General features: G+C 73.4%; 23 protein-coding genes. 13 read left to right on the top strand and 10 right to left on the bottom strand.

Going from position 1 to position 25,315, the window contains the following annotated elements; translation table 11 throughout:
* Positions 1 to 42: 42 nt before the first annotated feature.
* On the top strand, positions 43 to 1,383 hold the full coding sequence (locus ACZ6RC_RS24420) for a hemolysin family protein (RefSeq protein WP_469586907.1): 1,341 nt from the start codon (positions 43 to 45) through the stop codon (positions 1,381 to 1,383).
* A complete protein-coding gene (locus ACZ6RC_RS24415; RefSeq protein WP_469586904.1) occupies positions 1,380 to 2,483 on the top strand; it encodes a hemolysin family protein in 1,104 nt (367 codons plus the stop codon). Before ACZ6RC_RS24420 ends, ACZ6RC_RS24415 begins: the two co-directional genes overlap by 4 nt.
* A gap of 73 nt (positions 2,484 to 2,556) precedes the next feature.
* On the opposite strand, the gene ACZ6RC_RS24410 is transcribed toward ACZ6RC_RS24415, so the two are convergent.
* Positions 2,557 to 4,476 (bottom strand): AAA family ATPase, encoded by a 1,920-nt coding sequence (locus ACZ6RC_RS24410; protein ID WP_469586901.1) that lies wholly within the window; start codon positions 4,474 to 4,476, stop codon positions 2,557 to 2,559.
* Positions 4,477 to 4,840: 364 nt separating this feature from the next.
* The gene (locus tag ACZ6RC_RS24405) at positions 4,841 to 5,467 is read right to left on the bottom strand and encodes a uridine kinase family protein (protein WP_469586898.1); all 627 of its coding nucleotides are present in this window, start codon (positions 5,465 to 5,467) and stop codon (positions 4,841 to 4,843) included.
* Positions 5,468 to 5,961: 494 nt separating this feature from the next.
* Between ACZ6RC_RS24405 and ACZ6RC_RS24400 the strand changes: the two genes are divergently transcribed.
* The 3 genes from ACZ6RC_RS24400 (at position 5,962) to ACZ6RC_RS24390 (ending at position 9,316) form a co-directional block, all read left to right on the top strand.
* Positions 5,962 to 7,326, top strand: a complete 1,365-nt coding sequence (locus tag ACZ6RC_RS24400) for a C39 family peptidase (protein ID WP_469586895.1) — start codon at positions 5,962 to 5,964, stop codon at positions 7,324 to 7,326.
* 290 nt (positions 7,327 to 7,616) lie between these two features.
* Positions 7,617 to 7,757, top strand: coding sequence for an SCO1431 family membrane protein (locus ACZ6RC_RS24395; RefSeq protein WP_391145192.1), 141 nt, complete (start codon positions 7,617 to 7,619; stop codon positions 7,755 to 7,757).
* Positions 7,758 to 8,143: 386 nt separating this feature from the next.
* Positions 8,144 to 9,316: an acyl-CoA dehydrogenase family protein gene (locus ACZ6RC_RS24390; protein WP_469586889.1), complete on the top strand. Its 1,173-nt coding sequence runs from the start codon at positions 8,144 to 8,146 to the stop codon at positions 9,314 to 9,316.
* On the opposite strand, the gene ACZ6RC_RS24385 is transcribed toward ACZ6RC_RS24390, so the two are convergent.
* The gene (locus ACZ6RC_RS24385) at positions 9,279 to 9,551 is read right to left on the bottom strand and encodes a hypothetical protein (protein WP_469586886.1); all 273 of its coding nucleotides are present in this window, start codon (positions 9,549 to 9,551) and stop codon (positions 9,279 to 9,281) included. The genes ACZ6RC_RS24390 and ACZ6RC_RS24385 overlap by 38 nt on opposite strands.
* A gap of 167 nt (positions 9,552 to 9,718) precedes the next feature.
* Between ACZ6RC_RS24385 and ACZ6RC_RS24380 the strand changes: the two genes are divergently transcribed.
* Entirely contained in the window at positions 9,719 to 10,885 is a 1,167-nt protein-coding gene (locus ACZ6RC_RS24380) for an Rv3169 family protein (protein ID WP_469586883.1), read from the top strand.
* 136 nt (positions 10,886 to 11,021) lie between these two features.
* On the top strand, positions 11,022 to 12,113 hold the full coding sequence (locus ACZ6RC_RS24375) for a phosphotransferase family protein (protein ID WP_469586879.1): 1,092 nt from the start codon (positions 11,022 to 11,024) through the stop codon (positions 12,111 to 12,113).
* Positions 12,114 to 12,194: 81 nt separating this feature from the next.
* Here the strand turns inward: ACZ6RC_RS24375 and ACZ6RC_RS24370 are convergent, their stop codons facing one another.
* Positions 12,195 to 12,563: a hypothetical protein gene (locus ACZ6RC_RS24370; RefSeq protein WP_391145207.1), complete on the bottom strand. Its 369-nt coding sequence runs from the start codon at positions 12,561 to 12,563 to the stop codon at positions 12,195 to 12,197.
* Between the two features lie 225 nt (positions 12,564 to 12,788).
* Between ACZ6RC_RS24370 and ACZ6RC_RS24365 the strand changes: the two genes are divergently transcribed.
* The 4 genes from ACZ6RC_RS24365 to fxsA all read left to right on the top strand — a co-directional run bounded on the left by ACZ6RC_RS24365 (position 12,789) and on the right by fxsA (position 16,891).
* Positions 12,789 to 13,229, top strand: coding sequence for an Lrp/AsnC family transcriptional regulator (locus ACZ6RC_RS24365; RefSeq protein ID WP_024760806.1), 441 nt, complete (start codon positions 12,789 to 12,791; stop codon positions 13,227 to 13,229).
* A 9-nt stretch (positions 13,230 to 13,238) separates the two neighbouring features.
* Positions 13,239 to 14,867 carry an amidohydrolase gene (locus ACZ6RC_RS24360; RefSeq protein ID WP_469586874.1) on the top strand — a complete coding sequence of 543 codons (1,629 nt, stop codon included), beginning with the start codon at positions 13,239 to 13,241 and terminating at the stop codon, positions 14,865 to 14,867.
* A gap of 601 nt (positions 14,868 to 15,468) precedes the next feature.
* Entirely contained in the window at positions 15,469 to 16,248 is a 780-nt protein-coding gene (locus tag ACZ6RC_RS24355) for a polyprenol monophosphomannose synthase (RefSeq protein ID WP_391145213.1), read from the top strand.
* Positions 16,249 to 16,294: 46 nt separating this feature from the next.
* The gene (fxsA, locus tag ACZ6RC_RS24350; protein ID WP_469586870.1) at positions 16,295 to 16,891 is read left to right on the top strand and encodes an FxsA family membrane protein; all 597 of its coding nucleotides are present in this window, start codon (positions 16,295 to 16,297) and stop codon (positions 16,889 to 16,891) included.
* Positions 16,892 to 17,002: 111 nt separating this feature from the next.
* On the opposite strand, the gene ACZ6RC_RS24345 is transcribed toward fxsA, so the two are convergent.
* From ACZ6RC_RS24345 to yczE, 4 genes are all read right to left on the bottom strand, one after another.
* Positions 17,003 to 17,377 (bottom strand): RNA polymerase-binding protein RbpA, encoded by a 375-nt coding sequence (locus ACZ6RC_RS24345; protein ID WP_026278069.1) that lies wholly within the window; start codon positions 17,375 to 17,377, stop codon positions 17,003 to 17,005.
* Positions 17,378 to 17,632: 255 nt separating this feature from the next.
* On the bottom strand, positions 17,633 to 18,988 hold the full coding sequence (locus tag ACZ6RC_RS24340; protein WP_469586867.1) for an MFS transporter: 1,356 nt from the start codon (positions 18,986 to 18,988) through the stop codon (positions 17,633 to 17,635).
* A 43-nt stretch (positions 18,989 to 19,031) separates the two neighbouring features.
* Positions 19,032 to 19,796 carry a glycerophosphodiester phosphodiesterase gene (locus ACZ6RC_RS24335; protein ID WP_469586864.1) on the bottom strand — a complete coding sequence of 255 codons (765 nt, stop codon included), beginning with the start codon at positions 19,794 to 19,796 and terminating at the stop codon, positions 19,032 to 19,034.
* Positions 19,793 to 20,470, bottom strand: coding sequence for a membrane protein YczE (yczE, locus tag ACZ6RC_RS24330; protein ID WP_453618035.1), 678 nt, complete (start codon positions 20,468 to 20,470; stop codon positions 19,793 to 19,795). Before yczE ends, ACZ6RC_RS24335 begins: the two co-directional genes overlap by 4 nt.
* Positions 20,471 to 20,572: 102 nt before the next feature.
* On the opposite strand from yczE, the gene ACZ6RC_RS24325 reads away from it, so the two are divergent.
* Positions 20,573 to 22,078 (top strand): SCO1417 family PLP biosynthesis transcription factor, encoded by a 1,506-nt coding sequence (locus ACZ6RC_RS24325; RefSeq protein ID WP_391145225.1) that lies wholly within the window; start codon positions 20,573 to 20,575, stop codon positions 22,076 to 22,078.
* Between the two features lie 279 nt (positions 22,079 to 22,357).
* Here ACZ6RC_RS24325 and ACZ6RC_RS24320 read toward each other — a convergent pair whose 3' ends face one another.
* A complete protein-coding gene (locus tag ACZ6RC_RS24320) occupies positions 22,358 to 24,199 on the bottom strand; it encodes a hypothetical protein (RefSeq protein WP_469586860.1) in 1,842 nt (613 codons plus the stop codon).
* A gap of 37 nt (positions 24,200 to 24,236) precedes the next feature.
* A complete protein-coding gene (locus ACZ6RC_RS24315; protein ID WP_361232465.1) occupies positions 24,237 to 24,431 on the bottom strand; it encodes a hypothetical protein in 195 nt (64 codons plus the stop codon).
* Positions 24,432 to 24,862: 431 nt separating this feature from the next.
* On the opposite strand from ACZ6RC_RS24315, the gene ACZ6RC_RS24310 reads away from it, so the two are divergent.
* Positions 24,863 to 25,255: an ankyrin repeat domain-containing protein gene (locus tag ACZ6RC_RS24310; RefSeq protein WP_469586857.1), complete on the top strand. Its 393-nt coding sequence runs from the start codon at positions 24,863 to 24,865 to the stop codon at positions 25,253 to 25,255.
* Positions 25,256 to 25,315: the final 60 nt, after the last annotated feature.

The raw sequence follows: 25,315 nt of genomic DNA, 5'->3' as shown, positions 1-25,315 counted from the left end.
GTCCGGTAGTACCCGCGCCGCCACCTCCACGGAGGCGGCGGCATGATCATCCCGCTTCTGCTGCTCACCGCGGCATTCCTTCTGATCCTCGCCAACGGCTTCTTCGTGGCGGCCGAGTTCGGCCTCGTCACCGTCGAACGCCCCGACGCCGAACGGGCCGCGGCCGCCGGCGACCGACGCGCCCGCACGGTCGTCAAGGCCCTGCGCGAGCTGTCCTTCCAGCTCTCCGGCACCCAGCTCGGCATCACCCTCACCTCGCTCGTCGTCGGCATGCTCGCCGAGCCCGCGCTCGCCCGGCTCCTCGACGCGCCCCTGACCTGGACCGGCCTGCCCGAGGGCGCCGTCCCCGGCATCGCCGTCGGCATCGGCATGCTGCTCGCCTCCGCCGTCCAGATGGTGCTCGGCGAGCTGGTGCCCAAGAACTGGGCGGTCTCGCGGCCGCTCCAGGTGGCCCGGTTCGTGGCCGGCCCGCAGCACCTCTTCTCGACCGTCTTCCGCCCGGTGATCTCCCTGCTCAACAGGGTCGCCAACCGGCTGGTACGGCTCCTGGGCGTCGAGCCCACCGACGAGCTGGACTCCGTGCGCACCCCCGGCGAGCTGGTCTCGCTGGCCCGGCACTCCGCCCGCGCGGGCGCGCTGGAACAGGACACGGCCGACCTCTTCGTCCGGACCCTGACCCTGGGCGGGCTCACCGCGCAGCACGTCATGACCCCCCGGGTGAAGATGAGCGCCCTCCGGACCGACGCCACCGCGGCGGACGTCCTCAACCTCACCCGCGCCACCGGTCTCTCCCGCTTCCCGGTCTACCGCGAACGGATCGACGAGATCGTCGGCATGGTCCACCTCAAGGACGCGCTCGGCGTCCCCCCGGACGACCGGCCGCGCACCCCCGTCGCCCGGATCGCGGTCTCGCCGCTGCTCGTCCCCGAGACCCTCCAGGCCCAGACGCTGCTGGAGCGGCTGCGGCGCGAGCAGCCGATCGCCGTCGTCGTCGACGAGTACGGCGGCACCGCCGGCGTCGTCACCCTGGAGGACATCGTGGAAGAGCTGGTCGGCGAGGTCCGCGACGAGCACGACCTCGCCGCCGACGAGCGGGCCGAGCTGGCCGCCGCCCCCGCCGAGGACGGCCGGCCCGCCTGGGACGCCGACGGCTCCTGCCGGGTCCACACCCTGCACCGGATAGGCCTCGACGTGCCCGACGGACCGTACGAGACGGTCGCCGGGCTCGTCGCCGATCTCCTCGGCCGGATCCCGGCCCCCGGCGACCGTGCGGAGCTGCCCGGCTGGCGGCTCTCCGTACGGCAGGTCGACCGCTATCGGGCCGAGCGCGTACGGATCGTGCGCACCGCGGAGCTGCCGCTCGCCGCGGAGGCGGTCCGATGAGCCTGCTCCCCCTGCTGTTCGCCGTCCTCCTCGTGGTGGCCAACGGCTTCTTCGTCGGCGCCGAGTTCGCTCTCGTCTCCGTACGCCGCAGCCAGATCGAGCCGCTCGGCGGCAAGCGGGCCCGTCAGGTGCTGTACGGCCTGGAGAACCTGCCCCAGATGATGGCGGCGGCCCAGTTCGGCATCACCGTCTGCTCGTTGACGCTCGGCGCGGTCGCCGAACCGACCGTGGCCCGGCTGCTCGAACCCGTCTTCCACCTCCTGCGGGTGCCGGAGGGCCTGATCCATCCGCTGGGGTACGTCCTGGCGCTGGCCGCGGTCGTCTTCCTCCACCTCGTCATCGGCGAGATGGTGCCCAAGAACCTCGCGATGGCGGCCCCCGAACGGACGGCGCTCTGGCTCGCGCCCGCCCTGGTCGGCTTCGCCCGGCTCTGCCGTCCGGTGACCCGCGCGCTGGGCGCCTGCTCCCGGCTGGTGCTGCGCGCCTTCAAGGTGGAGCCGAAGGACGAGGTGGAGGCCGTCTTCACCAGCGCCCAGCTCGGACGCCTGGTGGAGGACGCCGGTCTGGCCGGACTCCTCGAACCGGCCGAGCAGGAGCGCCTGGAGGACGCCCTCGAACTGGGCAGCCGCCCGGTGACGGATGTCCTCATCGCCCCGGCGGGGCTGGTGACGGTCACCCCCGCGGTCACCCCGCGCGAGATCGAGGAGCTGACCGTCCGTACCGGCTTCTCCCGTTTCCCGGTGTGCGCGGAGGGCCGCGGGACGTACATGGGCTTCGTGCACGTCAAGGACGTCCTCGACCTGGAGGAGCGCGAGCGGGCGGTGCCGCAGCACGTCTGGCGCCCGATGGCGACGGTCCGCGCCGAGCTGCCGCTGGACGACGCGCTGACCGTGATGCGCCGGGCGGCCACCCATCTCGCCCAGGTTTCCGACGGCTCGGGCCGGATCCTGGGCCTGGTGGCCCTGGAGGACGTCCTGGAGATGCTGGTCGGCGAGGTCCGCGACCCGGCCCACCGCACTCCCGAGCCGACGGCTCCCCGCTTGACCGAGCCCCGCCCGGAGAGCCGTCCGGAGCGCCCGGCGGGGGTTCTGACCGGGTGACGAGCCGACGGGGGCGGGGCCGTCCGGCCGGGCGGCTGGAGAGGTTTCCCGGCCGGCGGTGCCCCCGTCCCCGTCAGAAGCCCGGTGGCTCCTGGGAGCCCCGGGCCGACGGGCCGCGGCCCGACAGGACCTCGCCGTAGGCCTGCATCAGGTCGGCCAGCCGGAGCGTGGCCAGGTCCGCGCGGGTCGGGTTTCCCGGATAGCCCGCGAGGCGGAGGTCGCGGTAGGCGCAGGACTTCTCGTACAGCGTGCGCAGGAACCGGCCGTTGCCGAGTTCGTCGATCCAGCCCTGGTCGACGACGTGCCCGCTGATCGACCGCAGCTCGTCCAGCGCCTCCTCGTCCCAGCCGTCGCCGTTCGACGCCGCCAGGACCTCGCCGATCGCGGTGAGCTCCAGCGGCCGGTACGAGGGGAAGTCGACCCGGGTGGTGAAGCGCGAGGAGAGTCCGGGATTGGTGGCGAGCAGCCGGTCCATGCCCTCGGGATAGCCGGCCAGGATCACCACCAGGTGGTCGCGGTTGTCCTCCGCCCGCTTGAGCAGGACCTGCAGGGCCTCGTCGCCGTACGCGTCGCCCTTGCTGTAGCCGGTGTTGGAGAGGGAGTACGCCTCGTCGACGAAGAGGACCCCGCCCACCGCCGAGTCGATGAGTTCGTTCGCCTTGACCGCCGTCTGGCCCAGGAACTCGCCCACGAGGTCCGCCCGCTGAGCCTCCACCAGATGGTCGCCGCCCAGCAGCCCCAGTGCGTAGAAGACCCGTCCCAGGATCCGGGCGACCGTCGTCTTCCCGGTGCCCGAGGGGCCCGAGAAGACAAAGTGACGTTTCGGCGGCTGGACGGGCAGGCCCTGCCCGGCGCGCAGCCGGGCCATCTCCAGCTGCGCCGACAACGCTTTGACCTGGCGTTTCACCGGCTCCATGCCGACCATGCGCTCCAGCTCCGCGAGCGCTTCGGCGAGCAGGGCGGGGTCGGTGGGGCTGGCGGGGAAGCGTGGGGGCGTCGGCTGCGGCGGGAGGGACGTCTTCTGCCGCCTGCCGTGCGCGGGTTCCGGCGGTCCGGCGGGTCCGGCGGGCGGGGCCGGGGCGGAGGGGGCCGGGGGTTCCGTCCCCAGCCGGAGGCCGTCGGCGGCCGGTCCGTCGGGATCGGTGGTCTGCGCGGCGTCCGCCGCGTCCTGGCCGAGCCCGCCGAGGGCGACCGAGGCGAGCCCGGAGGGGTCCTCGGTCCCGTCGAAGCCGTCGTACTCCGCGATCGCGGCCAGCCGGGCGGCCGTGTCCATGAAGGCCGGGTCGATGCGGTGCACGGCGCGGTAGAGGGGGAGGGCGGCGGCGCTGCGGCCGGTGCCCTCGTGGGCCCTGGCCAGCCAGTAGCGCAGTTCCTTGCGCTGGGGCTGCTCGCTGCGGCAGCGCATGAGGGCCGCCGAGAGCAGCGGCTCCGCCTGGCCGAACATCTCGAGCCGGACGCGGGCCATCCCGCCGAAGAGCCCCGCCTCGATCCCGAGCAGGGGGTCGTCCACCAGCGGCTCGGTGTGCCGGACCAGCTGGTCCCAGTCCTTGACGAGGTACGAGCGGCAGGCGTGCAGGAAGCGGACCTGTGGGTCGGTGTCGACGGGCGGCAGCCCCGCGAGCGCCCGGTCCAGCTCCGGCACATGGCGTCCGTCCAGCCAGTGCGAGGCGTGGGCGAGCAGCAGATCGCGCGGGGTCTCCAGGACGGGCTGGACCCACCAGCCCAGCCAGTACCAGGAGTTCAGCGTCCGGCGGTGGCGGGCGCGCTGTTCGCCGAACCGGTCGCGGTTGCGGTACATCCGCAGCAGCGCGGTGGTGGTGTCCACCCGCAGCGCGTGTAACCCGAGCCAGCCGTCCGCCATGCCCGGATCGACGCGTACCGCTGTCCGGAACTCTTCCTCCGCCTGGGGGTAGGCGCCCATCGTGTAGGCGTCGACTCCCCGCAGCCAGGCGAGCTCGGCAGGGGCCTGTCCGCCCCGCGTGCCGATGTCCATCGGGTCCCCCACAAAACGTGCCCCCGTTGCCGTCCCGGCGGGCGGTCGCCCGCCGGAAGCCGTACAGAACCGCCTTCTCGCGGACGGGATATGACCGCACCGAGGGGCATCGTACCTGCGCAGAGCGTGCGCGACGAAGGAGAAGTACACGATCCGGCGGCGGTGACCCTCGGTGATCGCGGGGGTCGGCGGCGGGCCGGGGAAGGGGACGATCGGGGCAGAACGAAGCCCCCGATCACGGGGGAACAACCGGGGGCTTCGCGTCCGCGGCGGCTCCGAAAAGCCGCACATGGGAAACGTAAGACCTGTACGCCCGCTCGGTCAAGCCGAGTTGAGGCCCTTGAGTACGTGGCCGAACGATTGCTCAGTTCGCCGACTCGGCCTGCTCACGTTGCGTGATGATCTGGTTCGGGTTTGCTGTCACTGACGGCCCGGGAAGGCACTCGTACCCCTCCTGACACTCGCGTATCAGGGTGTCGGCGAAGGGGTGGGAGGGGTCCTCGGCGAAATGGCGAGTCTCCGCCACGATCCATCCGTCCCAGAACGTGGACTGGGCCGGTCCGTCCCGGCGCCGTCCCCGGGACCAGGACTCCTCGGCGCCCCGGTCCATCCACAGCAGCGCGGCGAGGACGGGGCGGAGGGCCCGCCGGCCGGCCCCGACGCCTTCGACGAGGACGACCGGCGCCGGCGGCAGCTCGCGCGGGGGGCCGAAGGCCCGCAGGTTCCAGTCGTACGGGTGGTACCGCGCGACCTCGCCCCGGGAGAGGGGGAGGAGCACCTGCTCGCGGATCCGGTCCGTCCAGGCGAACAGCTCCTCATGGGTGGCGAGGTCGTCCAGGCGCAGGACGGGCGCCGCCAGCCGGGCGGCGAGGCGACCGGCGAACGTCGATTTCCCGGAGCCCGCGTGCCCGTCGACCGCGACCAGCCGGACCGGCCCGCAGGACGGCGGCAGCCAGCGCAGCGCGGCGGCCGCGCGGTCGAGGGAGTCCATGGGACCAGCCTAGGGCGTGTTTCGAAAGTCCCGTCTGGCCGGGGACGCCTGGCACGCACTCCCCCGTAGCCCTTCGGGCACGGGAGGTGCCCCCACGCTGCGTTGTCGGTCGTCGGCGCAGCCCGCTGCGCTCTCTCCCCCTGCGCCTGGCGGCGCGGGAGGTGCCCCCACCCTCCGCCTGCGATCGCACGCACCAGACGCCCCCAGCCCCGCCCTGCGGGCGGACGACGCTACTTCCGAAACACGCCCTAGGGGGTGTCTTGCCGATCTTGCCGGGCTCTCGCGGGCCCGGGTGCCGGCCCGTCCGGCGGCGGTAAGGCAGGCCTCCAGCCGCTGGTCGGAGCACCGCCACCGGTCTCGACCCATGTTGGTCGGCCGACGCGGGGCGAATCTCTGGCAGAAGCGTTCCGCGAGCCGCGATAGTGGTCCCGCACCGCTCGGGCGGGTGGGCCCGTCCGTCCGCCACCGCCGTCCTCGACTGGGGGTCACCGCCCATGACCGACGCCACCCCGCGCAGAACCGTCCTCGCCGCGGCCCTCGCCGCCGCCGCGGGCACGGCCGTGGCCTCCGCCGCTCCGGCGGGGGCGCTCGTCCGGGAGAGCCGGGGCGCGGACCGCGCCGCCGGGCCCACCCTGGTGGACAACCGCTTCTGGACCTCGTACGCCGACTGGCGCGGCGGCACCGCCGCAGGTACCCGGGCGGTCGCCGGCCGCCGTCCGGGCCTGGTGATCGCCGCCCCCGCCGGACGTACCGACTACACCGATCCGCACACCGGATCCACCTCGACCTGGGAGTACGCGAGCTGGACCTCCCCGGTGCACGTCTCCGCCGTTCCCGCCACGGAGGTGATCGCCTCCTGGAACGCCGACACCCCGCCCGGCACCTGGATCCAGATCGAACTGCGGGCCACCTACGGCGACGCGACAACCACGCCCTGGTTCGTGATGGGCCGCTGGGCCGCCGGGGACGGCGACATCAAGCGCACCTCGGTCGACGACCAGACCGATGGCAAGGGCTCCGTCTGGACGGACACCTTCTCCCTCGACGACGCCGCGAGCGGGCTGCGGGTGGTCGCGTACGCCCTCAGGCTCACCCTCCACCGGAGGCCCGGTACCGACCTCACGCCCACGGTGTGGCGGGTCGGCGCGATGGCGTCCGACGTCCCGGACCGGTTCACCGTCCCCGCCTCCGTGCCCGGTCTCACCCGCGAGCTGGCCGTCCCCCGCTACTCCCAGAACATCCACGCCGGCCGGTACCCGGAGTACGACAACGGCGGCGAGGCCTGGTGCAGCCCGACCTCCTCGCAGATGATCGTCGAGTACTGGGGCAGGCGGCCGACGGCCGATGACCTGGCCTGGGTGGACCCGGCCTACACGGACCCGCAGGTCTGCCACGCCGCTCGCTTCACCTTCGACCACCAGTACGAGGGCTGCGGCAACTGGCCCTTCAACGCCGCCTACGCCGCCACCTACCCGGACCTGAGCGCCGTGGTGACCCGGCTGGGCTCGCTCACCGACCTGGAGACCCTGATCCGCGCGGGCATTCCCGTGATCACCTCCCAGTCCTTCCGCGAGGAGGAACTGACCGGCGCCGGCTACGGCACCGCCGGCCACCTCATGACCGTCGTCGGCTTCACCGCGGAGGGCGACGTGATCGCCAACGACCCGGCGTCACCGGACAACGCCGCCGTGCGCCGCGTCTACCGCCGACGCGAGTGGGAGAACATCTGGCTCCGCACCAAGCGCCACGACGCGAACGGCAAGGTCAGAAGTGCCACCGGCGGCGTCTGTTACGTCTACTGGCCCGCCCGGCCGACAGGGGCCCAGCACCGCGCACTGCGGTCGCTCGGCCTGTGGTGAGTGCGCACCGCCTCCGTACCGCCCCGCCCCACCCCCCACGCCGGACGTGCGCCCGCGCGCTCGTGGCGACGCGCTCACCAGGTACAGGCTTGAGGCCACGGCGACCCGGTGCGGCCGGGAACGTGGTCTGCGGCACAGGAGAGGTCTGCCGCCCCTCCTCCCGGGACGCCGGTGCCCGCGTGGCGCAAGGCCTTGGCCGCCGCCGGTGTCCGGCGGCGGCGGGCCGCGGTTCCGGGGGGCGTGAGGTACGTCTCTACACACGGCTCCCCTTCGCTGGCACTGTGGTGGCCATGACCGCCACCACCCACTCCGCCGCCCGGGTCCGCACCGGCGGCCCCAAGGACGACGGCCCGAAGATCCTCGAGCACGTGCTCGGCTGGACCCTTGTCGTCGTCGTCGCCATGTTCGTCACCCAGCTCGGTCTGATGTGAGCTGAGCGCGCACCGCCGGCCGGCTCGCGGCGCCCGTTCGCTCGCGGCGCCTGTTCGCTCGTGACGCCTGTTCGCTCGTGACGCGGCCGGCCGACCCGGCAAGGCACCTCCCCGAGTGCTCCGCCCCGCACGGGACAGCACCTGATCCGGCGCGCGCGGGCGTGCGCGCGGGCGCCTGACCCGGGGCGGGGGTGTCGCGGCGCGCGGACGCGGCCCGGTCGTGTGACCGGCGCCCGCCGAATGGGCATACTCCCTCCGCCACGGGCGCCGGGCGCCCCGTCGCGTGACCCGCACGGGGGAGCATCGGCGCAGATCGCCCCACGGCAGCGCGCCGCCCGACCCTCGCGCGCGCCGCCGCAGCCCCCGACAGGGAGGAGTGCGCCGCTATGCCCGACCGCGCCCCGCAGACCGTGGAACGCCGGCTGCCCACCGAAGAGGCCCGGGAGCTGCTCACCCTGGTCCGCGACATCGCCGACCGGGAGATCGCGCCCCGCGCCGCCGAGGAGGAGGCGGCCGGCTGCTTCCCCCGCGAACTCTTCTCGCTGCTCTCCACGTCCGGGCTCCTCGGACTCCCGTACGCCTCCGAGGACGGCGGCGGGGACCAGCCCTACGCCGTCTATCTCCAGGTTCTCGAAGAGCTCGCCGCCGCCCGGCTCACCGTCGGCCTCGGCGTCAGCGTCCACACGCTCTCCTGCCACGCCCTCGCCGGCTTCGGCGGCAAGGAGCAGCGCGCCGCCCATCTGCCCGCGATGCTCGGAGGCGGACTCCTCGGCGCCTACTGCCTCTCGGAACCGGCCTCCGGTTCCGACGCGGCCTCGTTGCGGACGAAGGCGGTCCGGGACGGCGGCGACTGGGTGCTCACCGGTACGAAGGCGTGGATCACCCATGGCGGGATTGCCGACTTCTGCACGGTCATGGCCCGTACCGGCGGCGAGGGGCCCAAGGGGATCACGGCGTTCCTGGTGCCGGGCGACGCCGAGGGGCTGAGCGCGGCCGCGCCCGAGCGGAAGATGGGCATGAAGGGCTCGCCCACCGCCCAGCTGCACTTCGACGGGGTGCGGGTCTCCGACGCGCGCCGGATCGGCGAGGAGGGTCAGGGGTTCGCCATCGCCCTGGCGGCCCTGGACTCCGGCCGTCTCGGGATCGCGGCCTGTGCGGTGGGTCTCGCGCAGGCGGCGCTCGACGAGGCCGTCGCCTACGCCCGCGAACGCCGGCAGTTCGGCAGGCCGATCGCCGACTTCCAGGGCCTGCGCTTCCTGCTCGCGGACATGGCGACCCGCGTCGAGGCGGGCCGGGCGCTGTACCTGGAGGCGGCACGGCTGCGCGACGAGGGCCGGCCCTTCGGGCGGCAGGCCGCGATGGCCAAACTGTTCTGCACGGACGCGGCGATGGAGGTCACGACCGACGCCGTCCAGGTCCTCGGCGGCTATGGCTACACCGCGGACTTCCCAGTGGAGCGCTACATGCGCGAGGCGAAGATGCTGCAGATCGTCGAAGGGACCAATCAGATCCAGCGCATGGTCATCGCCCGTCACCTCGTCGGACCAGAGTCCCGCTGAACCCGCTCGTGCGCACGGTGCGGTCCACCCAGACGGGCGCCGCGGCCAGCCGGTTCCACTCCTGGTCGTTACGGCCCGGCAGGGTCCGGCCGTGGCTGGCCCACTGGTGGAGCAGCGCCTTGTAGATGGGCGGATCGGTGAACTGCGGAGCCGGATGGGGAACCGATTCTTCAACGTGCGGCTCCACGAGCCGCCGTCGTCCGTAGCCGCTCGGAGCGGTGTACAGCGTGGTCATGACCGGCCCAACGCGCCCCGCCGGGCCGGGGACACCGCCGGACCCATGCGCGCGACAGTTCGAGGGCTACCCGCCGGTCCGGGCACGGGCCCGGGCGCGCACGGCTCTGGTCCCGGCCGCGGTACCTGACGTACCGTCAATTCCTCTTCGCCGTCAGGAGGCCAGTCATGCCCGAGGACCGGCACGCCACCGACCCGCACGCCACGGACCGGCACGCCGACGACCGGCCCGTCGCGCTCGACGAGTATCCCGTGCACCAGGCGCCGCTCTCGATGAAGCACCACGTCAGCGGCGACCGGAACGTCTACGACCGGTGCATCTTCCACGTCTTCGACCACCACGGGCGCGCCCTGCTCATCGCCGGGCTCGGTGTCTACCCCAACGCCGGGATCATCGACGCCTACGCCACCCTCCGCACCGGCGACCGGCTCCACGCCGTGCGCGCCTCGGACGCGCTGGGCGAGGACCGGACCGACCTCGCCGTCGGCCCGCTGCGCATCACCGTCGACGAGCCGCTGAAGACCCTCCGGCTGCACGGCGACCCCGACCCGGACGACCCCGACGGGCTCTCCTTCGACCTCACCTGGACCGGCGACTTCCCCGCCGTCTGGGAACCGCACCACACCCAGCGCCGGGGCGACCGCCTCACCCTCGAAGGGCGCCGGTTCGTCCAGGCCGGCCGCTGCACCGGCACGATCCGGGCCGGCGGCGAGGAGTTCACGGTCACCGCGGGGGAGTGGACCGGCACCCGCGACCGCAGCTGGGGCGTGCGTCCCCTGCCCGGCGAAGACCCGGGTCGCGCCGAGGAGTTCCGCCCGGAGGGCTTCCACTGGCTCTGGATGCCGATGCGCTTCGACGACCGCTTCCTGATGGTCGTCACCCAGGAGGACGCCGACGGCTACCGCACCCTCAACGAGGCCCTGCTCGTGCGCGAGGGGCGGCGCGACACCCAACTCGGCTGGCCCCGCACCGACATCACGTACCGCCCCGGCACCCGTCACCCGGAGCGCGCCGTCGTGCACCTCGCCGACCCGGGCGGGAAGCCGCTGGAGGTCGGCGTCGAGATCCTCGCGTCCTCCCCGCTCGCCGTCGGCGCGGGCTACCCGCCGGCCGCCGACTGGCAGCACGGCACCTGGCAGGGCCGGTGCTGGACCGACCGCCGGGTCTACGACCTCTCCGACCCGGCCGCGCACCCCCTGGCGGCCTACGGCGTCACCGACCACGCGGCGCGCTTCACCCTGGAAGGGCGCACCGGCTACGGCATCTTCGAGCACGGCTCCTTCGGCCGGCACGATCCCAGCGGCTTCGCCGACCACACCTCCGTCGCTCCGTAGACACCCGCACGGCCCACGCCCCGCCGCCGCCCGGCGCCGGGGCGGACCGCCGAGCGCCCGGCGGCCCACACGGGTCCGGACGACGGCGTCCGCGCCGCATGGGAACCGGCAGGACCCACCCGGAAAGGGGCAGTACATGGCCACGGCACCGAGACCCCGCACCTCCACCCGCGACCCCGAGGAGCTGGGCCGTCGCCTCGCCGGCTGGCTCGACGCCCGCCTGCCGGGCGCCCGCGTCAGCGGGCTCACCGTCCCTGCGTCCAACGGGATGTCCAGCGAGACCCTGCTCTTCGACCTCGACCACCCCGACGCGCCGGTCCGGGGCTGCGCCCTGCGGCTGGCCGCCGACCCCGCCGCGTACACGATCTTCCCCGTCTACGACATGGAGCGGCAGCACCGGGTGATGCGTCTGGTCGGCGAGCACACGGACCTCCCCGTACCGCGCGTGCTATGGCTGGAAACCGATCCTCGCCCGCTCGGGGCGCCCTTCTTCGTCATGGCCCGCGCCGAGGGCCGCGTCCCGCCGGACGTCATGCCGTACACCTACGAGGGGAACTGGCTGCACGCCGCCACCGACGCCGAACGCGCCCGCCTGGAGGCCGAGTCGGTCGCGATCCTCGCCCGGCTGCACGACCAGTTCCCGGCGAAGGAGGCGGAGTTCCTGCTCCCGGACGGGACGGGCAGCCCCCTGCGGCGACACGTCGACGCCCAGCGCGCCTACTACGCCTGGGTGGTGGAGGGCCTGGCGCCCTCACCCCTGATCGAGTCCGCCTTCGACCGGCTGGAGGCGCTCTGGCCGGCGGACGAGGGGCCGGCGGTGCTCACCTGGGGCGACGCGCGGATCGGCAACATCGTCTACGACGGCTTCGTCCCCGCCGCCGTCCTCGACTGGGAGATGGCGGCCTGCGCGCCGCGCGAGGTCGACCTCGGCTGGACGGTCTATCTGCACCGTTTCTTCCAGGACTTGACGGTGAGTTTCGGCCAGCCCGGCCTGCCTCGGTTCCTCCGCCGCGACGCGGTCGAGCGGCGCTACGCGGGGCTGACCGGTCACACGCCGCGGGACATGGAGTTCCACACGCTCTACGCGGCGCTGCGGCACGCGATCGTGATGCTCAGGGTCGCGTACCGCCAGGTGCGCTTCGGTGAGACGCGGGTGCCGGAGAACCCGGACACCTTGATCCTGCACCACGCCACCCTCGCGGCGATGGTGCGCGGAAACTACTGGTGAACGCCCGGTCTCACGGGCGCGGGCGCGCGCACCGGCGCGCACGGCCACGGAGGACACGGGGTCGAGAGCGCCGGCGCGGCGTCAGGCCGCCCGTCGCATCTGCGGCACCTTGAGGGGACGCGAGCCCGGACCGCCGACGTGCGAGAAGGGCTGCGTCCGCCAGTCGAGCCCCTGAGGCAGCGTCAGCAGGAGCGCGGTGTCCTGCTCCAGGACCTCAAGGGTCTCGTCGGCGGGACGGGCCTCGGACGCGGCGCGGCCGGTGCCGGGGCAGACCGTCAGCACGAACGGGTTCCACGGCGTCGGGCAGAGCGCGTGCTCCGGCAGCACGTCCTCGTCCGCGAGCAGCGCGATCGGCTGCACGCAGTCCGGGCAGACGACCCGGTACATCTCGAAGGTGTCGTACGCGTCGAGCTCGTCGGCCGGCTCGATCGAATCAACAGGCTCCTGCATGGAGAATCTCCCCCTTGGGTGGGTCGACCAAAGACGTGTGGCCTCGACCACATCAAGCAATTCCCATACGGTCCACCGCATAATCGTGAGGACGGCCGTCGACCCGCCGTTCAACCTGTGGCGTTCGTCACATGCCCGTCGCAGGTGCCGCGCGGATGGCCATATCCGTGCATTCCGGCCACGGCCGACTGTGCCGATCACCCCCCGGGGCAATAGGTTGACCGCATGGAGGAGCTGGATCGTCAGATCGTCGAGTTGCTCGTCAAGGACGGGCGCATGAGCTACACCGACCTGGGCAAGGCCACGGGCCTGTCCACCTCGGCCGTACATCAGCGCGTCCGCCGTCTGGAGCAGCGCGGGGTCATCCGCGGCTATGCCGCCGTCGTGGACCCGGAGGCCGTCGGGCTGCCCCTGACCGCGTTCATCTCGGTCAAACCCTTCGATCCCAGCGCCCCCGACGACACCCCCGACCGGCTCGCCGACATCCCCGAGATCGAGGCCTGTCACAGCGTCGCCGGCGAGGAGAACTACATCCTCAAGGTGCGCGTCGCCACGCCGTTGGAGCTGGAGCACCTGCTCAGCCGCATCCGCTCCCAGGCCGGCGTCTCCAGCCGCACCACCGTCGTCCTGTCCACCCCGTACGAAGCCAGGCCCCCGCGTATCTAACCTGGTCACATGAGCGACAGCCTGACGAAGACCGACCACCCCACCGTGCTGCTGCGCGGCGGCGAGGTGCACAGCCCCGCCGACCCCTTCGCCACCGCCATGGTGGTGGAGAGCGGGCACGTCGCCTGGGTGGGTTCGGAGGGCGCCGCCGACGCCTTCGCGTCCGGCGTGGACGAGGTGGTCGACCTCGAAGGCGCCCTGGTCACGCCCGCGTTCGTCGACGCCCATGTGCACACCACCGCCACCGGTCTCGCGCTGACCGGCCTCGACCTCTCCTCCGCCGCCTCGCTGGCCGAGGCGGCGGAACGCATCCGCGCCCACGCCGCCGCCCGCCCCGGCGACCGGATCCTGATCGGGCACGGCTGGGACGCCTCCCGCTGGCCCGAGCGCCGGGCGCCGCGCCGCGACGAACTGGACGAACTGACCGGCGGCCGCCCGCTCTACCTCACCCGCGTCGATGTCCACTCGGCCGTCGTCACCACCGCGCTGCTCGACCTCGTGCCGGGCATCCGCGCCCACGACGGCTACCGCGACGGCGAACCGCTCACCGGCGACGCCCACCACGCCGTCCGCGCCGCCGCCTACGCCGCGCTCGCCCCGCGGCAGCGCACCGAGGCCCAGCGCGCCGCCCGCGCCCACGCCGCCTCGCTCGGCATCGGCACCCTCCACGAGTGCGGCGGCCCCCGGATCTCCTCCGAGGACGACTTCACCGGGCTGCTCGACCTCGCCCGCGAGGAGCCGGGCCCGCGGGTCGTCGGCTACTGGGCCGACCTCGACATCGAGCGGGCCCGCGCCCTCGGCGCCGTCGGCGCGGCCGGCGACCTCTTCGCCGACGGCTCCCTTGGCTCCCACACCGCATGCCTCCACGAGCCGTACGCCGACACCGCCGACGCGCACACCGGGGCCGCCCACCTGGACGCCGCCACCGTCGCCGCCCATGTCGTCGCCTGCACCGAGGCGGGCCTCCAGGCCGGCTTCCACGCCATCGGCGACGCCGCCCTGACCGCCGTGGTCGACGGTGTGCGCGCCGCCTCGGAGAAGCTCGGCCTCGCCCGCCTCCGCGCCGCCCGGCACCGCGTCGAACACGCCGAGATGCTCACCCCGGAGACGATCGCCGCCTTCGCCGAACTCGGCCTCACCGCCTCCGTGCAGCCCGCCTTCGACGCGGCCTGGGGCGGCGAGGAGGGCATGTACGCCGAACGCCTCGGCGCGGAGCGGGCCCGCACCCTCAACCCGTACGCCGCCCTTCTGCGCGCCGGGGTGCCGCTCGCTTTCGGCTCGGACAGTCCGGTCACCCCGCTCGACCCCTGGGGCACGGTCCGCGCCGCCGCCTTCCACCGCACCCCGGAGCACCGGATCTCCGTCCGGGCCGCCTTCGCCGCCCACACCCGTGGCGGCTGGCGGGCCGTCGGCCGCGACGACGCCGGCACGCTCGTCCCCGGCGCACCCGCCGACTACGCGGTCTGGCGCACCGGCGCACTCGTGGTGCAGGCCCCCGACGACCGGGTGGCCCGCTGGTCCACCGACCCCCGCTCCGGGACCCCCGGACTGCCCGATCTGACCCCCGGCGGCGACCTCCCCGCGTGCCTGCGCACGGTGGTCTCCGGGCAAACGGTCTACGAGCGCCCGAACGAGTGACTTCGGGACATTTCGTACCGCCGATCGATGTTCGCGGGCTTCCCGCACGACCTGCGGGCCCTCCCCACTGACCAGGAGGTATCCGTCATCTCCGCAGGTCGCACGAGTGTTGACAGCGAGCCGCCACCGGCCGGTAGGTTCGGCAAGTCCACCACAGGACGTCCGACCGGTTTCGAACCTCCACGCAGTCGTCGAACGCCGCTGGGTCAGAGGGGATGGTGTGCCGCACCGGCGCACCAGCACCGCGAACCAGGTTCAGCGCCCGCGCCTCGGGGGCGAGGGAAGGTTTTTTCCGGCGGAGGGTGGGACCCGGGTGGGGCCCGGACGTTCAGTAGACAACGGCTTTCGGTCGACCCGCAGCCAGCGGGGACCAGGTCGGCCCGAAGGACGCCGGGCCCCGATCCGCAGCACCCCGCGCGGCGCGCCCGGACGTCCGTCCGTGCCGGTGGGGAGGCCCGCCGCGGCGCTCACCGCGGCCCGCGCCCCCGGCGCTTTCCGGGGTCCGCCGCGTGATGCTTCCCTCCTCGCAGCCCCGCCGGCGCGGAGCCGCGCCCGCGGCTCGCTAAGGTGGGGGTTCGCGTATGTATCCGAAGGGGCAGCAGTGAACGACGGTGGCCAGAGGCGTTACGGCCCGCTCGGCAGAGCCTTGGTGATCATCCCGACGTACAACGAGGCGGAGAACGTCAAGCCCATCGTTGCGCGGGTGCGGGAGGCCGTGCCCGAGGCGCACGTCCTCGTCGCCGACGACAACAGCCCCGACGGCACGGGCAAGTTCGCCGACGAGATCGCGGCGGAGGACGAGCACGTCCACGTCCTGCACCGCAAGGGCAAGGAGGGGCTCGGCGCGGCCTATCTCGCCGGCTTCCGCTGGGGCATCGAGAACGGCTTCGACGTCCTCGTCGAGATGGACGCCGACGGCTCCCACCAGCCCGAGGAGCTGCCCCGGCTGCTGACCGCGCTGAAGGGCGCCGACCTGGTCCTCGGCTCCCGCTGGGTGCCCGGCGGCCGGATCGTGAACTGGCCGAAGTCCCGCGAGTTCATCTCGCGCGGCGGCAGCCTCTACTCCCGCGTCATGCTCGACGTCCCGATCCGCGACGTCACCGGCGGCTACCGCGCCTTCCGCAAGGAGACCCTGGAGGGTCTCGGCCTGGAGGACGTGGCCTCGGCCGGCTACTGCTTCCAGGTCGACCTGGCCCGCCGCGCCGTCGCCGCCGGCTACCACGTCGTCGAGGTGCCGATCACCTTCGTGGAGCGCGAGGTCGGGGACTCCAAGATGAGCAAGGACATCCTGGTCGAGGCGTTGTGGCGGGTCACCGGCTGGGGCCTGACGGCCCGCGCGAACAAGGTCGGCAAGCTGCTCGGCCGCAAGTCCGCGCACTGATCCTTCCTTACGACGTTCCTGCGGCCCGCCAGGCACACTGGGGACCATGACGACAGGCGCACAGCCCCCTCTCGCCCCCAAGCGCTCACGCGCGCGTACGTTCCTCCCGCTGGCCCTCGCCGCCTGGCTGGCCCTGGAGATCTGGCTGCTCACGGTGGTGGCCGGCGCGGCCGGCGGGCTGACCGTCCTCGCCCTGCTGGTCGGTGGCGCCGTCCTCGGCGCCGTGGTCATCAAGAGGGCGGGCCGGCGCGCCTTCAAGAACCTGACGGAGACCTTCGAGCGGGCGCAGGCGGCGGCGCAGTCCGGTGCGGCGCCCACCGAGCAGGACCGCGTGGGCGCGGAGGACCGCAACGGCTTCCTGATGCTGGGCGGCCTGCTGCTGATGCTGCCGGGCCTGATCTCCGACGTGGCCGGCCTTCTGCTGCTCGTCCCGCCGGTCCGCTCGCTGCTCGGGCGGTACGCCGAGTCGGCCGTGGAGCGCCGGATGAACGCCGCACCCGCCGGAAGCCTCCAGGACGCCTTCCAGCAGGCGCGCATGCGCCGCCCGGACGGCAAGGTCGTCCAGGGCGAGGTCATCCGCGACGACGCGCCGCAGGCCGGTCCGCGTGACTCCCAGTCACCCCGCCCGCCCCTGACCCCCTGACCCGACCCGTCCCCGGTGGTGGGGGACCAGGAGACAGCACAACGCCGCGGGGCCCGGTACACAGTTCGTGTACCGGGCCCCGCGGCGTTGCTTCGGCCGTGCCGTCCCCGCTTAGGCGGACTTGCGGCTGTCTCGCGGATGGACGGCGATGTTCATCGCGCCGGACCGCAGGACCGCCAGCCTCTCGGCCAGCACCTCCTCCAGCTCCTCACGCGTCCGTCGTTCCATCAGCATGTCCCAGTGCGTTCGCGCCGGCTTGCCCTTCTTCTCCTCGGGGCCGTCCCCGTCCACCAGAAGTGCCTGGCTTCCGCAGACCTTGCACTCCCACTCCGGCGGAATTTCCGCTTCCACCGAGAAGGGCATCTCAAAACGATGGCCCTTCTCGCATGCGTACTCCACGGCCTGGCGCGGGGCCAGATCGATGCCGCGGTCGGTCTCGTAGCTGGTCACCACGAGGCGCGTGCCGCGAAGAGCTCGCTCACTCATGAATCGTGCCTCCCGGGCTTGTCGCCCACAGGACAGGTGTCGCTGTCGTCGTCATCCGGTCAACGTCCGGTCGGCGGTAAAGATTCCCGTTCCGGGTCATGCGTCGCCCGTCGTGCCGCCCCTTGTTCTACCCACCAGTGCCCGGTTTGTCACATCTGACAACAGATGTCACCCAGCGTCTTCACCAAAGCAGCACGCAGTAACGGTCCGCCTGGCAGGCCAAAGGCGTACACTACCGGCCTTTGACGGCCGCGTCTAAATCCGTTCGGGAACCGGGTTCCCCGCGGCGGCCACGGCACGCCGTACCGGTACCCGCGCGAGGAGCAGAAAACCGGCCGCGAAGAAGATCACCAGGGAGATGATGGCATCCCGATAGCTTCCGGTCACCTGGTACGCGAGCCCGAAGACCAGCGGACCCAGCCAGCTCAGACCCCGGTCGCTCATCTCGTAGGCCGAGAAGTACTCCGCCTCCTTGCCGCGCGGCACCAGATGGGAGAAGAGCGAGCGCGACAGCGCCTGGCTCCCGCCGAGGACGAGCCCGATCGCCGCCGCGAGACAGTAGAACGCCACCGGCGCGCCGGCCGGCAGGAAGTACCCCGCGCCCAGGATCAGCGTCCAGATCGCCAGCGATCCCAGGATCGTGCGCTTGGCGCCGTACGAACGTGCCAGCCGTCCCATGCCGAGGGCGCCCGCGATCGCCAGCACCTGGACCAGGAGCACCGCGGTGATCAGCGTCGTCTGGTCGAGTCCCAGTTCCTTGGAGCCGTAGATCGAGGCCTGGGAGATCACGGTCTGTACCCCGTCGTTGTAGACGAGGTACGCCAGCAGGAACGACAGGGTCAGCGGATAGCGGCGCATGTCCTTGAGCGTCGCCACCAGCTGCCGCCAGCCGCCGCCGACCGTCCCCTCGCCCCGCGGCTCGACGTGCCGGTCGCGCAGCCGCCGCAGCGGTACGAGCGTGAAGGCGCCCCACCACAGGCCGGCCGACGCCAGGCAGATCCGCACCGCCGTCCCCTCGGTGAGCCCGAAGGACTCGTGCCCCGAGTACAGGACGAGATTGAACACGAGGACCAGAGCCCCCGAGGTGTAGCCGAACGCCCAGCCGCGTGAGGAGACCGCGTCCCGCTCGTCCGGCTCGGCTATCTGCGGCAGATAGGCGTTGTAGAGCACCATCGAGACGGCCAGCGAGGCGTTCGCCACGATCAGCAGGAAAGCGCCCAGCAGATAGCGGTCGCCGCCCAGGAAGAACATGCCCCCGGTGGCCGCCGCGCCGGTGTACGCGGCCGCGGCGAGCAGCGGCTTCTTGCGGCCCGTACGGTCCGCCACCGCGCCCACCAGCGGCATCACCACGACCGCCAGCAGGATCGAAGCCGAGACGGCGTACGCGAACAGCGAGCCGGCCCGCACCGGAACGCCCAGCGGGTGGACGAAGCCCTCCCCGTCGGCCGCCGCCTCGGCGACCGCCGTCAGGTAAGGGCCGAGGAACACCGTGACCACGCTCGTCGAGTACACCGAGCAGGCGAAGTCGTAGAAGTACCAGCCGCGCTGCTCGCGCCTGCGATCGGCCGGATCGACGGCGGGCCGCTCCGGCTCGGTGGTGTCGGCAGTCAAGGCCGCGGCCCCCTCGTTGGTCCCCGTGGCGGGACGCGCGCGCTCAGGCCCAGACCCCCCGGTCGGTGAGCACCGTGCGCAGCGTCTCCAGATGATCGGTCATGATGCCATCCACCCCCAGGTCGAGGAGAGAGTTCATCCGCTCCGGATCGTTGACGGTCCACACGTGCACCTGAAGCCCGCGGGCGTGCGCCTCCCGGACGAAACGCCGGTCGACCACGGTCACGCCTCCCTGCCGCTCCGGGACCTGCGCGGCGACGGCCCCGGCGCGCAGCGCCGCCGGAATGCCGAGCGAGCGCAGCCGCAGAGCGAGCACCCCCTTCACGCCGAACGAGGTGGCGAGGCGGGGCCCGGCCAGGCGCTGGGCGCGCGCGACCCGGCTCTCGGTGAAGGAACCGACGCAGACCCGGTCCCAGGCGTCCGCCCGGCGGATCAGCTCGACCAGCGGGACCAGCGACGACTCCGCCTTCAGGTCCACGTTCCAGCGCGCCTCGGGGAACTCCCCGAGGAGATCCTCGAAGAGGGCGAGCGGCTCCTTGCCCGCCACCCGCGCCTCCCGCACCGCCGCCCACGGCAGGTCGCGGATCCGGCCGGTGGCGTCCGTGACCCGGTCGAGCGTGGAGTCGTGGAAGGCGACCAGGGCGCCGTCCGCGGTGGTGTGCACATCGGTCTCGAAATAGCGGTACCCGGCCGCGGCGGCGCGGCGGAAGGCCGCCGCGGTGTTCTCCAGGCCGTCCGCCGTGCCGCCGCGGTGGGCGAACGGGATGGGGGAGGGGTGGTCCAGATAGGGATGGCGTACGCGAGTCACCGCCGCAGTATGGCCTGCTCCGGTGTCCCCGAGGCGACCGCGGTGCTGCTTTCCTCCTGCCCGGGGACGGCGAACCGGCGCAGGAAGAACTGCGCGAGGGGCCCGATGGCCAGGGCGTAGAGGACCGTTCCGACGCCCACCGAGCCGCCGAGCAGGAAGCCGGAGGCCACGACGCCGATCTCGATCGCCGTCCGCACCAGCCGGATCGAACGGCCGGTGAGCCGGTGCAGCCCGGTCATCAGGCCGTCGCGCGGGCCGGGCCCGAGACGGGCCGCGATGTACAGACCGGTCGCCACGCCGTTCAGAAGGATGCCGAGGACGAGCAGGGCGATGTGGCCGGCCACTCCGTCCACCTCGGGGACGAGCGCCAGCGTGCCGTCCATCGCCAGGCCGACCACGAAGACGTTGGAGACGGTGCCCAGGCCGGGCTTCTGCCGGATCGGGATCCACAGCAGCAGCACCACGGCGCCGACGATGATCGACACCACGCCGATCGTCAGCCCGGTCCGCTCGGCGAGGCCCTGGTGCAGCACGCCCCAGGGCTCCAGGCCCAGCTCGCCGCGGACCAGGAGCGCCGAGCTGACGCCGTACAGGGCCAGTCCGAGGTAGAGCTGCGCGAGCCGGCGGCTCAGCCGCCGGCCGCGCAGGCCGGCGGCGAAGGTCGTGATGGACAACGAGTGCCCCCCTGTGTGGTGATGGTGGACTGACCCATGTCACTCTGTGGCGGGGGAACCGATACCAACCATGGCCAATTTGAGGAAGGTGGACTGAATTCCATGGCTCAGTGGACTTCGGCCGTCGGGCCGGCGCAGCTGGCGCGCCAGCTCAAGGCGCAGCAGCCCCGTCCCGCCGGACCGGGAACGCGCAAGCCGCCCGCCTACCGCGCGCTGGCCGACGGCATCCGCCTCCTCGTCCTGGAGGGCAGGGTCCCGGTCGCGGCCCGGCTGCCCGCCGAGCGCGAACTCGCCCTGGCGCTGACCGTGAGCCGTACGACGGTGGCGGCGGCGTACGAGGCGCTGCGCGCCGAGGGCTTCCTGGAGTCGCGGCGCGGCGCCGGAAGCTGGACCGCCGTGCCCGCCGGGAACCCGCTGCCCGCGCGCGGCCTGGAACCGCTGCCGCCCGAGTCGCTGGGCTCGATGATCGACCTGGGGTGTGCGGCGCTCCCCGCCCCCGAGCCGTGGCTGACCCGCGGCATCCAAGGCGCCCTGGAGGAGCTGCCGCCCTACGCCCACACGCACGGCGACTATCCCGCCGGGCTGCCGGCGCTGCGGCAGATGCTCGCCGACCGGTACACCGAGCGGGGCATCCCGACCATGCCCGAGCAGATCATGGTGACGACCGGCGCGATGGGCGCCATCGACGCCATCTGCCACCTCTTCGCCGGCCGCGGCGAGCGGATCGCCGTCGAGTCGCCGTCGTACGCCAACATCCTCCAGCTCATGCGGGAGGCGGGCGCCCGACTGGTCCCCGTCGCCATGGCCGAGGGGCTGACCGGCTGGGACGTCAACCGCTGGCGCCAGGTGCTCCGCGACGCGGCGCCCCGCCTGGCCTACGTCGTCGCCGACTTCCACAACCCCACCGGCGCCCTGGCCGACGAGGACCAGCGGCGGCAGCTGGTCGACGCGGCCCGCTCGGCCGGCACGGTCCTCGTCGTCGACGAGACCATGACCGAGCTGCACCTGGACGACGATCTGGAGATGCCCCGGCCGGTCTGCGCCTTCGACCCGGCCGGTTCGACGGTCCTCACGGTCGGCTCGGCCAGCAAGGCGTTCTGGGCGGGCATGCGCATCGGGTGGGTACGGGCCGCGCCCGACGTCATCCGTTCGCTGGTCGCCGCCCGGGCCTACGCCGACCTCGGCACCCCGGTCCTCGAACAGCTCGGCGTCAACTGGCTGATGCGGACCGGGGGCTGGGAGCAGGCCGTCACGATCCGCCGCGAACAGGCCCGGGAGAACCGCGACGCGCTCGTCGCGGCGGTCCGCGCCGAGCTGCCGACGTGGGAGTTCGACGTTCCGCGCGGCGGCCTGACCCTGTGGGTCCGTACGGGCGGCCTCTCCGGCTCCCGTCTCGCGGAGGCGGGCGAACGCGTCGGCGTCCGGGTCCCCTCCGGCCCGCGCTTCGGAGTGGACGGCGCCTTCGAGGGGTACGTCCGCCTGCCGTTCACCGTCGGCGGGCCGGTCGCCGAGGAGGCGGCGTCCCGCCTGGCGGCCGCGGCCCGCCTGGTGGAATCGGGCGCGGGCGCGGCGACGGGGAGCGAGCCGCCGAGGACGTTCGTGGCGTAGGGGGCGGCGCTACGGGGTGGCGAGCCGCCAGCGCGGCCGGCAGGTCGGCGCGGGCCCGCGGTCCGGTTCGCTGTGCCCGCGCGGGCCCGGGGTCGGGTTCGCTGTGCCGCCACCGGACCCGGCCTCGGTGGCCGAGGAGGTCACCGCCCGCAGGGCACCGGGACGACCGGGCCCGGGATCGTTGTGCTTCCCCCAGGCCGAGGGGCTGGTACGGACGAGCGTCCGTACCAGCCCCTCGGCCCTGTCGGCGCGCGCCCCGAGGTCGTGGCGCGGGTCGCGTCAGCCCTCGGCGGGCACCGGGGCGGGATGCCGCGTCAGGCCTGGGTCCGGAGCGGGCGCCGCGGGCCCTCCCGCGGTCGGGGCGTACTGCGGCACCGGCGGCGCGTGCACGAGCGGCGGGGCGGGGGCCGGCAGGACCTCGGGGCCCGGCGCCGCACCCGGGGAGGGGAATCCGCCGTGGTCGGCGGCCGCGCCCGTGGCCGGCGGGATCGCGTCGGGGGAGGGGGCGCCCAGGGCGCCCAGGGCAGCGTCGGGCGGCGGGACGACGCCGGTGGACAGCGTGGCGCCCGGATCCGGGGCCGAGCCGGGGGCCGGGTCGATCGCCGCGCCTGTGGCGGCCTGGCGCTCGGGCAGCAGGGCCAGGACGGCCTGGCGGTCCGCCTCGCTCGTCGCGTCGTCGTACGGGTCGGGCGTCGCCGGCACCTGGAGGCGCAGCACCGGCCCCGTACCGAGGCGGGCGTACCCGCGGCCGGGCGGCACGACGGGCACCGGGGTCGTGTGCGGCGCGACGCCGAGGACCCACTCGATCTGCCCCGGCGACGACGGCCCGAGCACGAGCCGGGCGCGCGTGTGCGCCCGTACCGTCTCGCTCAGCGCGTCCACGCTGTCGAACTGCTCCGCGACCACCACCGTGACCTGCGCCGCCCTCCCGTGCCGCAGGGGCACCTGGAGCAGCTCCTGCGGGTCCGGGCGGCCGTCGGCCGCCGCGAGGTGGCCGAGGATGCTCGGGCGGTCCAGCAGGACCCACAGCGGCCGCCTGGTGTCCTCGGGCGCCGGCAGGCCCGCCTGGCGCGCGCGGTTCGCCGCGATGAGCCGCCGCTCGGTCTCGTGCGCGGCCCACTCCAGGCTCGCCAGCGCCCCGGCCAGACCGCACTCCACGGCGAGGACCCCGGCACGGCCGGTCAGACAGGCGTACTCGCCCGTGCCGCCGCCCTCGATGATCAGCACGTCGCCGTGCGGCAGGGCCTGCAGGGCGATCGAGCGCAGCAGGGACGTCGTGCCGCTGCCGGGCTGGCCCACGGCCAGCAGATGCGGCTCGGTGGAGCGGGGGCCGGTCCGCCAGACGACCGGCGGCGCGTCGGCCGGTCCGTCGGCGGTGTGCACCGGAACGGTCCGCTGGACGGCGTCGGCGTCGGTGAAGCCGAGGACCGTCTCGCCGGGGACGGTGACGAAGCGCTGGGCGGCGATCGTGGTGGGCAGGGCGGCCAGCACGCTCATGACGAGCTGGTTGCCCTCCTCGTCCCAGTCGAAGAGGTACTCGCGGCCGCGACCGGACTTGGCGTGCAGCAGCTGCTCGATGCGGGCGCGGGAGTCGGCCTCCCCGTCAGTGAAGTAGGCGGGGTACCGGATCCGCAGCCGGGTGAGGCGCCCGGCGTCGTCGAAGGCGTGGTCCGTGAAGGCGCCGCTCCAGTCGCCGCCGTGGGAGAAGAGCGGGGCCGGGTCCTCGGGAACGGAGAAGTACGGCACCAGCGCTTCGTACAGGCCCTTGAGGCGTTCGATCTCGGCGTCGTCCGGGCCGGTCTTCACGACCGGACGCTCGTGCCCCTTCCACGCGGCCGCGCCCATCACCGACAGGAGCGCGAGCAGCGGTCCGTACGGGAGGAGGGCGACGGCGACGACGCAGGCCGCGACCACGAACAGCGTGGGACCGCGCCGTTCCTTGGGAGTCGCGGCCCAGCCGGCCCGTGCGGTGGCGGCCAGCCTCCGCAGACCACGCGTGATGGTGATCAGCGGATGGAGCACGTCGGTGGCGCTGTCGGCGGCCGTGCGCGCGATCTCTCGGCTGCGAGCGATCTGTGCGCTGCCGCTGCTCAGAATGCGGGGGAGTGGTCGCCGGGCCACGTCGTACTCCTGGAGTCGTGGAAGGGGCTGAGGGGCGTCAGAACTTGATCCCGCCCAGCAGGCTGGCCAGACTCTGGCCGCCCGCGGTGATGCTCGGGGCGATGGCCGTGCCCGCGAGGTAGAACCCGAAGAGCGAGCAGACCAGGGCGTGGGATGCCTTGAGGCCGTCCTTCTTGAAGAACAGGAAGCAGATGATGCCGAGCAGGACCACGCCTGAGATGGACAGGATCATGAGAGTTCTCCTGGTTGAGGGGGACAGTCACCATGAGTCCTTCCAGATTCACAGAAAGTATCTATACGATTAAAGGTGCATAAGAGTGAAAGTTGGGCGATTTCACTTGACTGGAGGAGGTGACGGCCCCGCCCGACTGGCGAAACGCGCGGCGCGCGATAGCACGGCGTGGACGGCCCGTCCGGTCCGCTCGGGAGCGGACCACCCGACGGGCTCGGACCGGTCCGGACCGTGCGGGCTGCCGTGATCCTTGCCTCGGACAGACCGGGTCATGTCGCCGGACGGGCAGTACCCTGTCGATTCACCCGTACGGCCGCGCTTGCCGTGCGCAGGTCAGAGGCGGTACAGATCACCCGCGGCGGATCACCCGCCGACGCGGCGACGGTCACCCGCACCCGCACAAGCAACGGAACGAAAGGCGGACACGTCCGATGAGCGAGACTCCGGACCCCGAGGTCATCGAGCTGGCCGGCAAGGTCTTCGACCTGGCACGCACCGGGGACGCCGAGGCGCTGGGCGCGTACGTCGAGGCAGGCGTCCCCGCGAACCTCACCAACGACAAGGGCGACACCCTCGTCATGCTCGCCGCCTACCACGGGCACGCCGAGGCGGTGGCCGCTCTCCTCGCCCGCGGGGCCGACGCCGACCGCGCCAATGACCGCGGTCAGACCCCGCTCGCCGGGGCCGTCTTCAAGGGCGAGGAAGCCGTCGTCCGTGCCCTCCTCGCCGGCGGGGCGAATCCGGAAGCGGGCACTCCGTCCGCCGTGGATACTGCTCGGATGTTTGGGAAGACAGAACTCCTGGAATTGTTCGGCGCCTTGTGACACGACGGGTGAACGGGCACTGAACCCCAGGTGAGAGCGGTGTCGTAAATGTGGTCGCGG

The sequence above is a fragment of the Streptomyces sp. NPDC048353 genome (genome assembly GCF_055587165.1).
The sequence above is the reverse complement of the archived record's forward strand: the minus strand, read 5'-3'. Positions and strand labels throughout refer to the sequence as shown.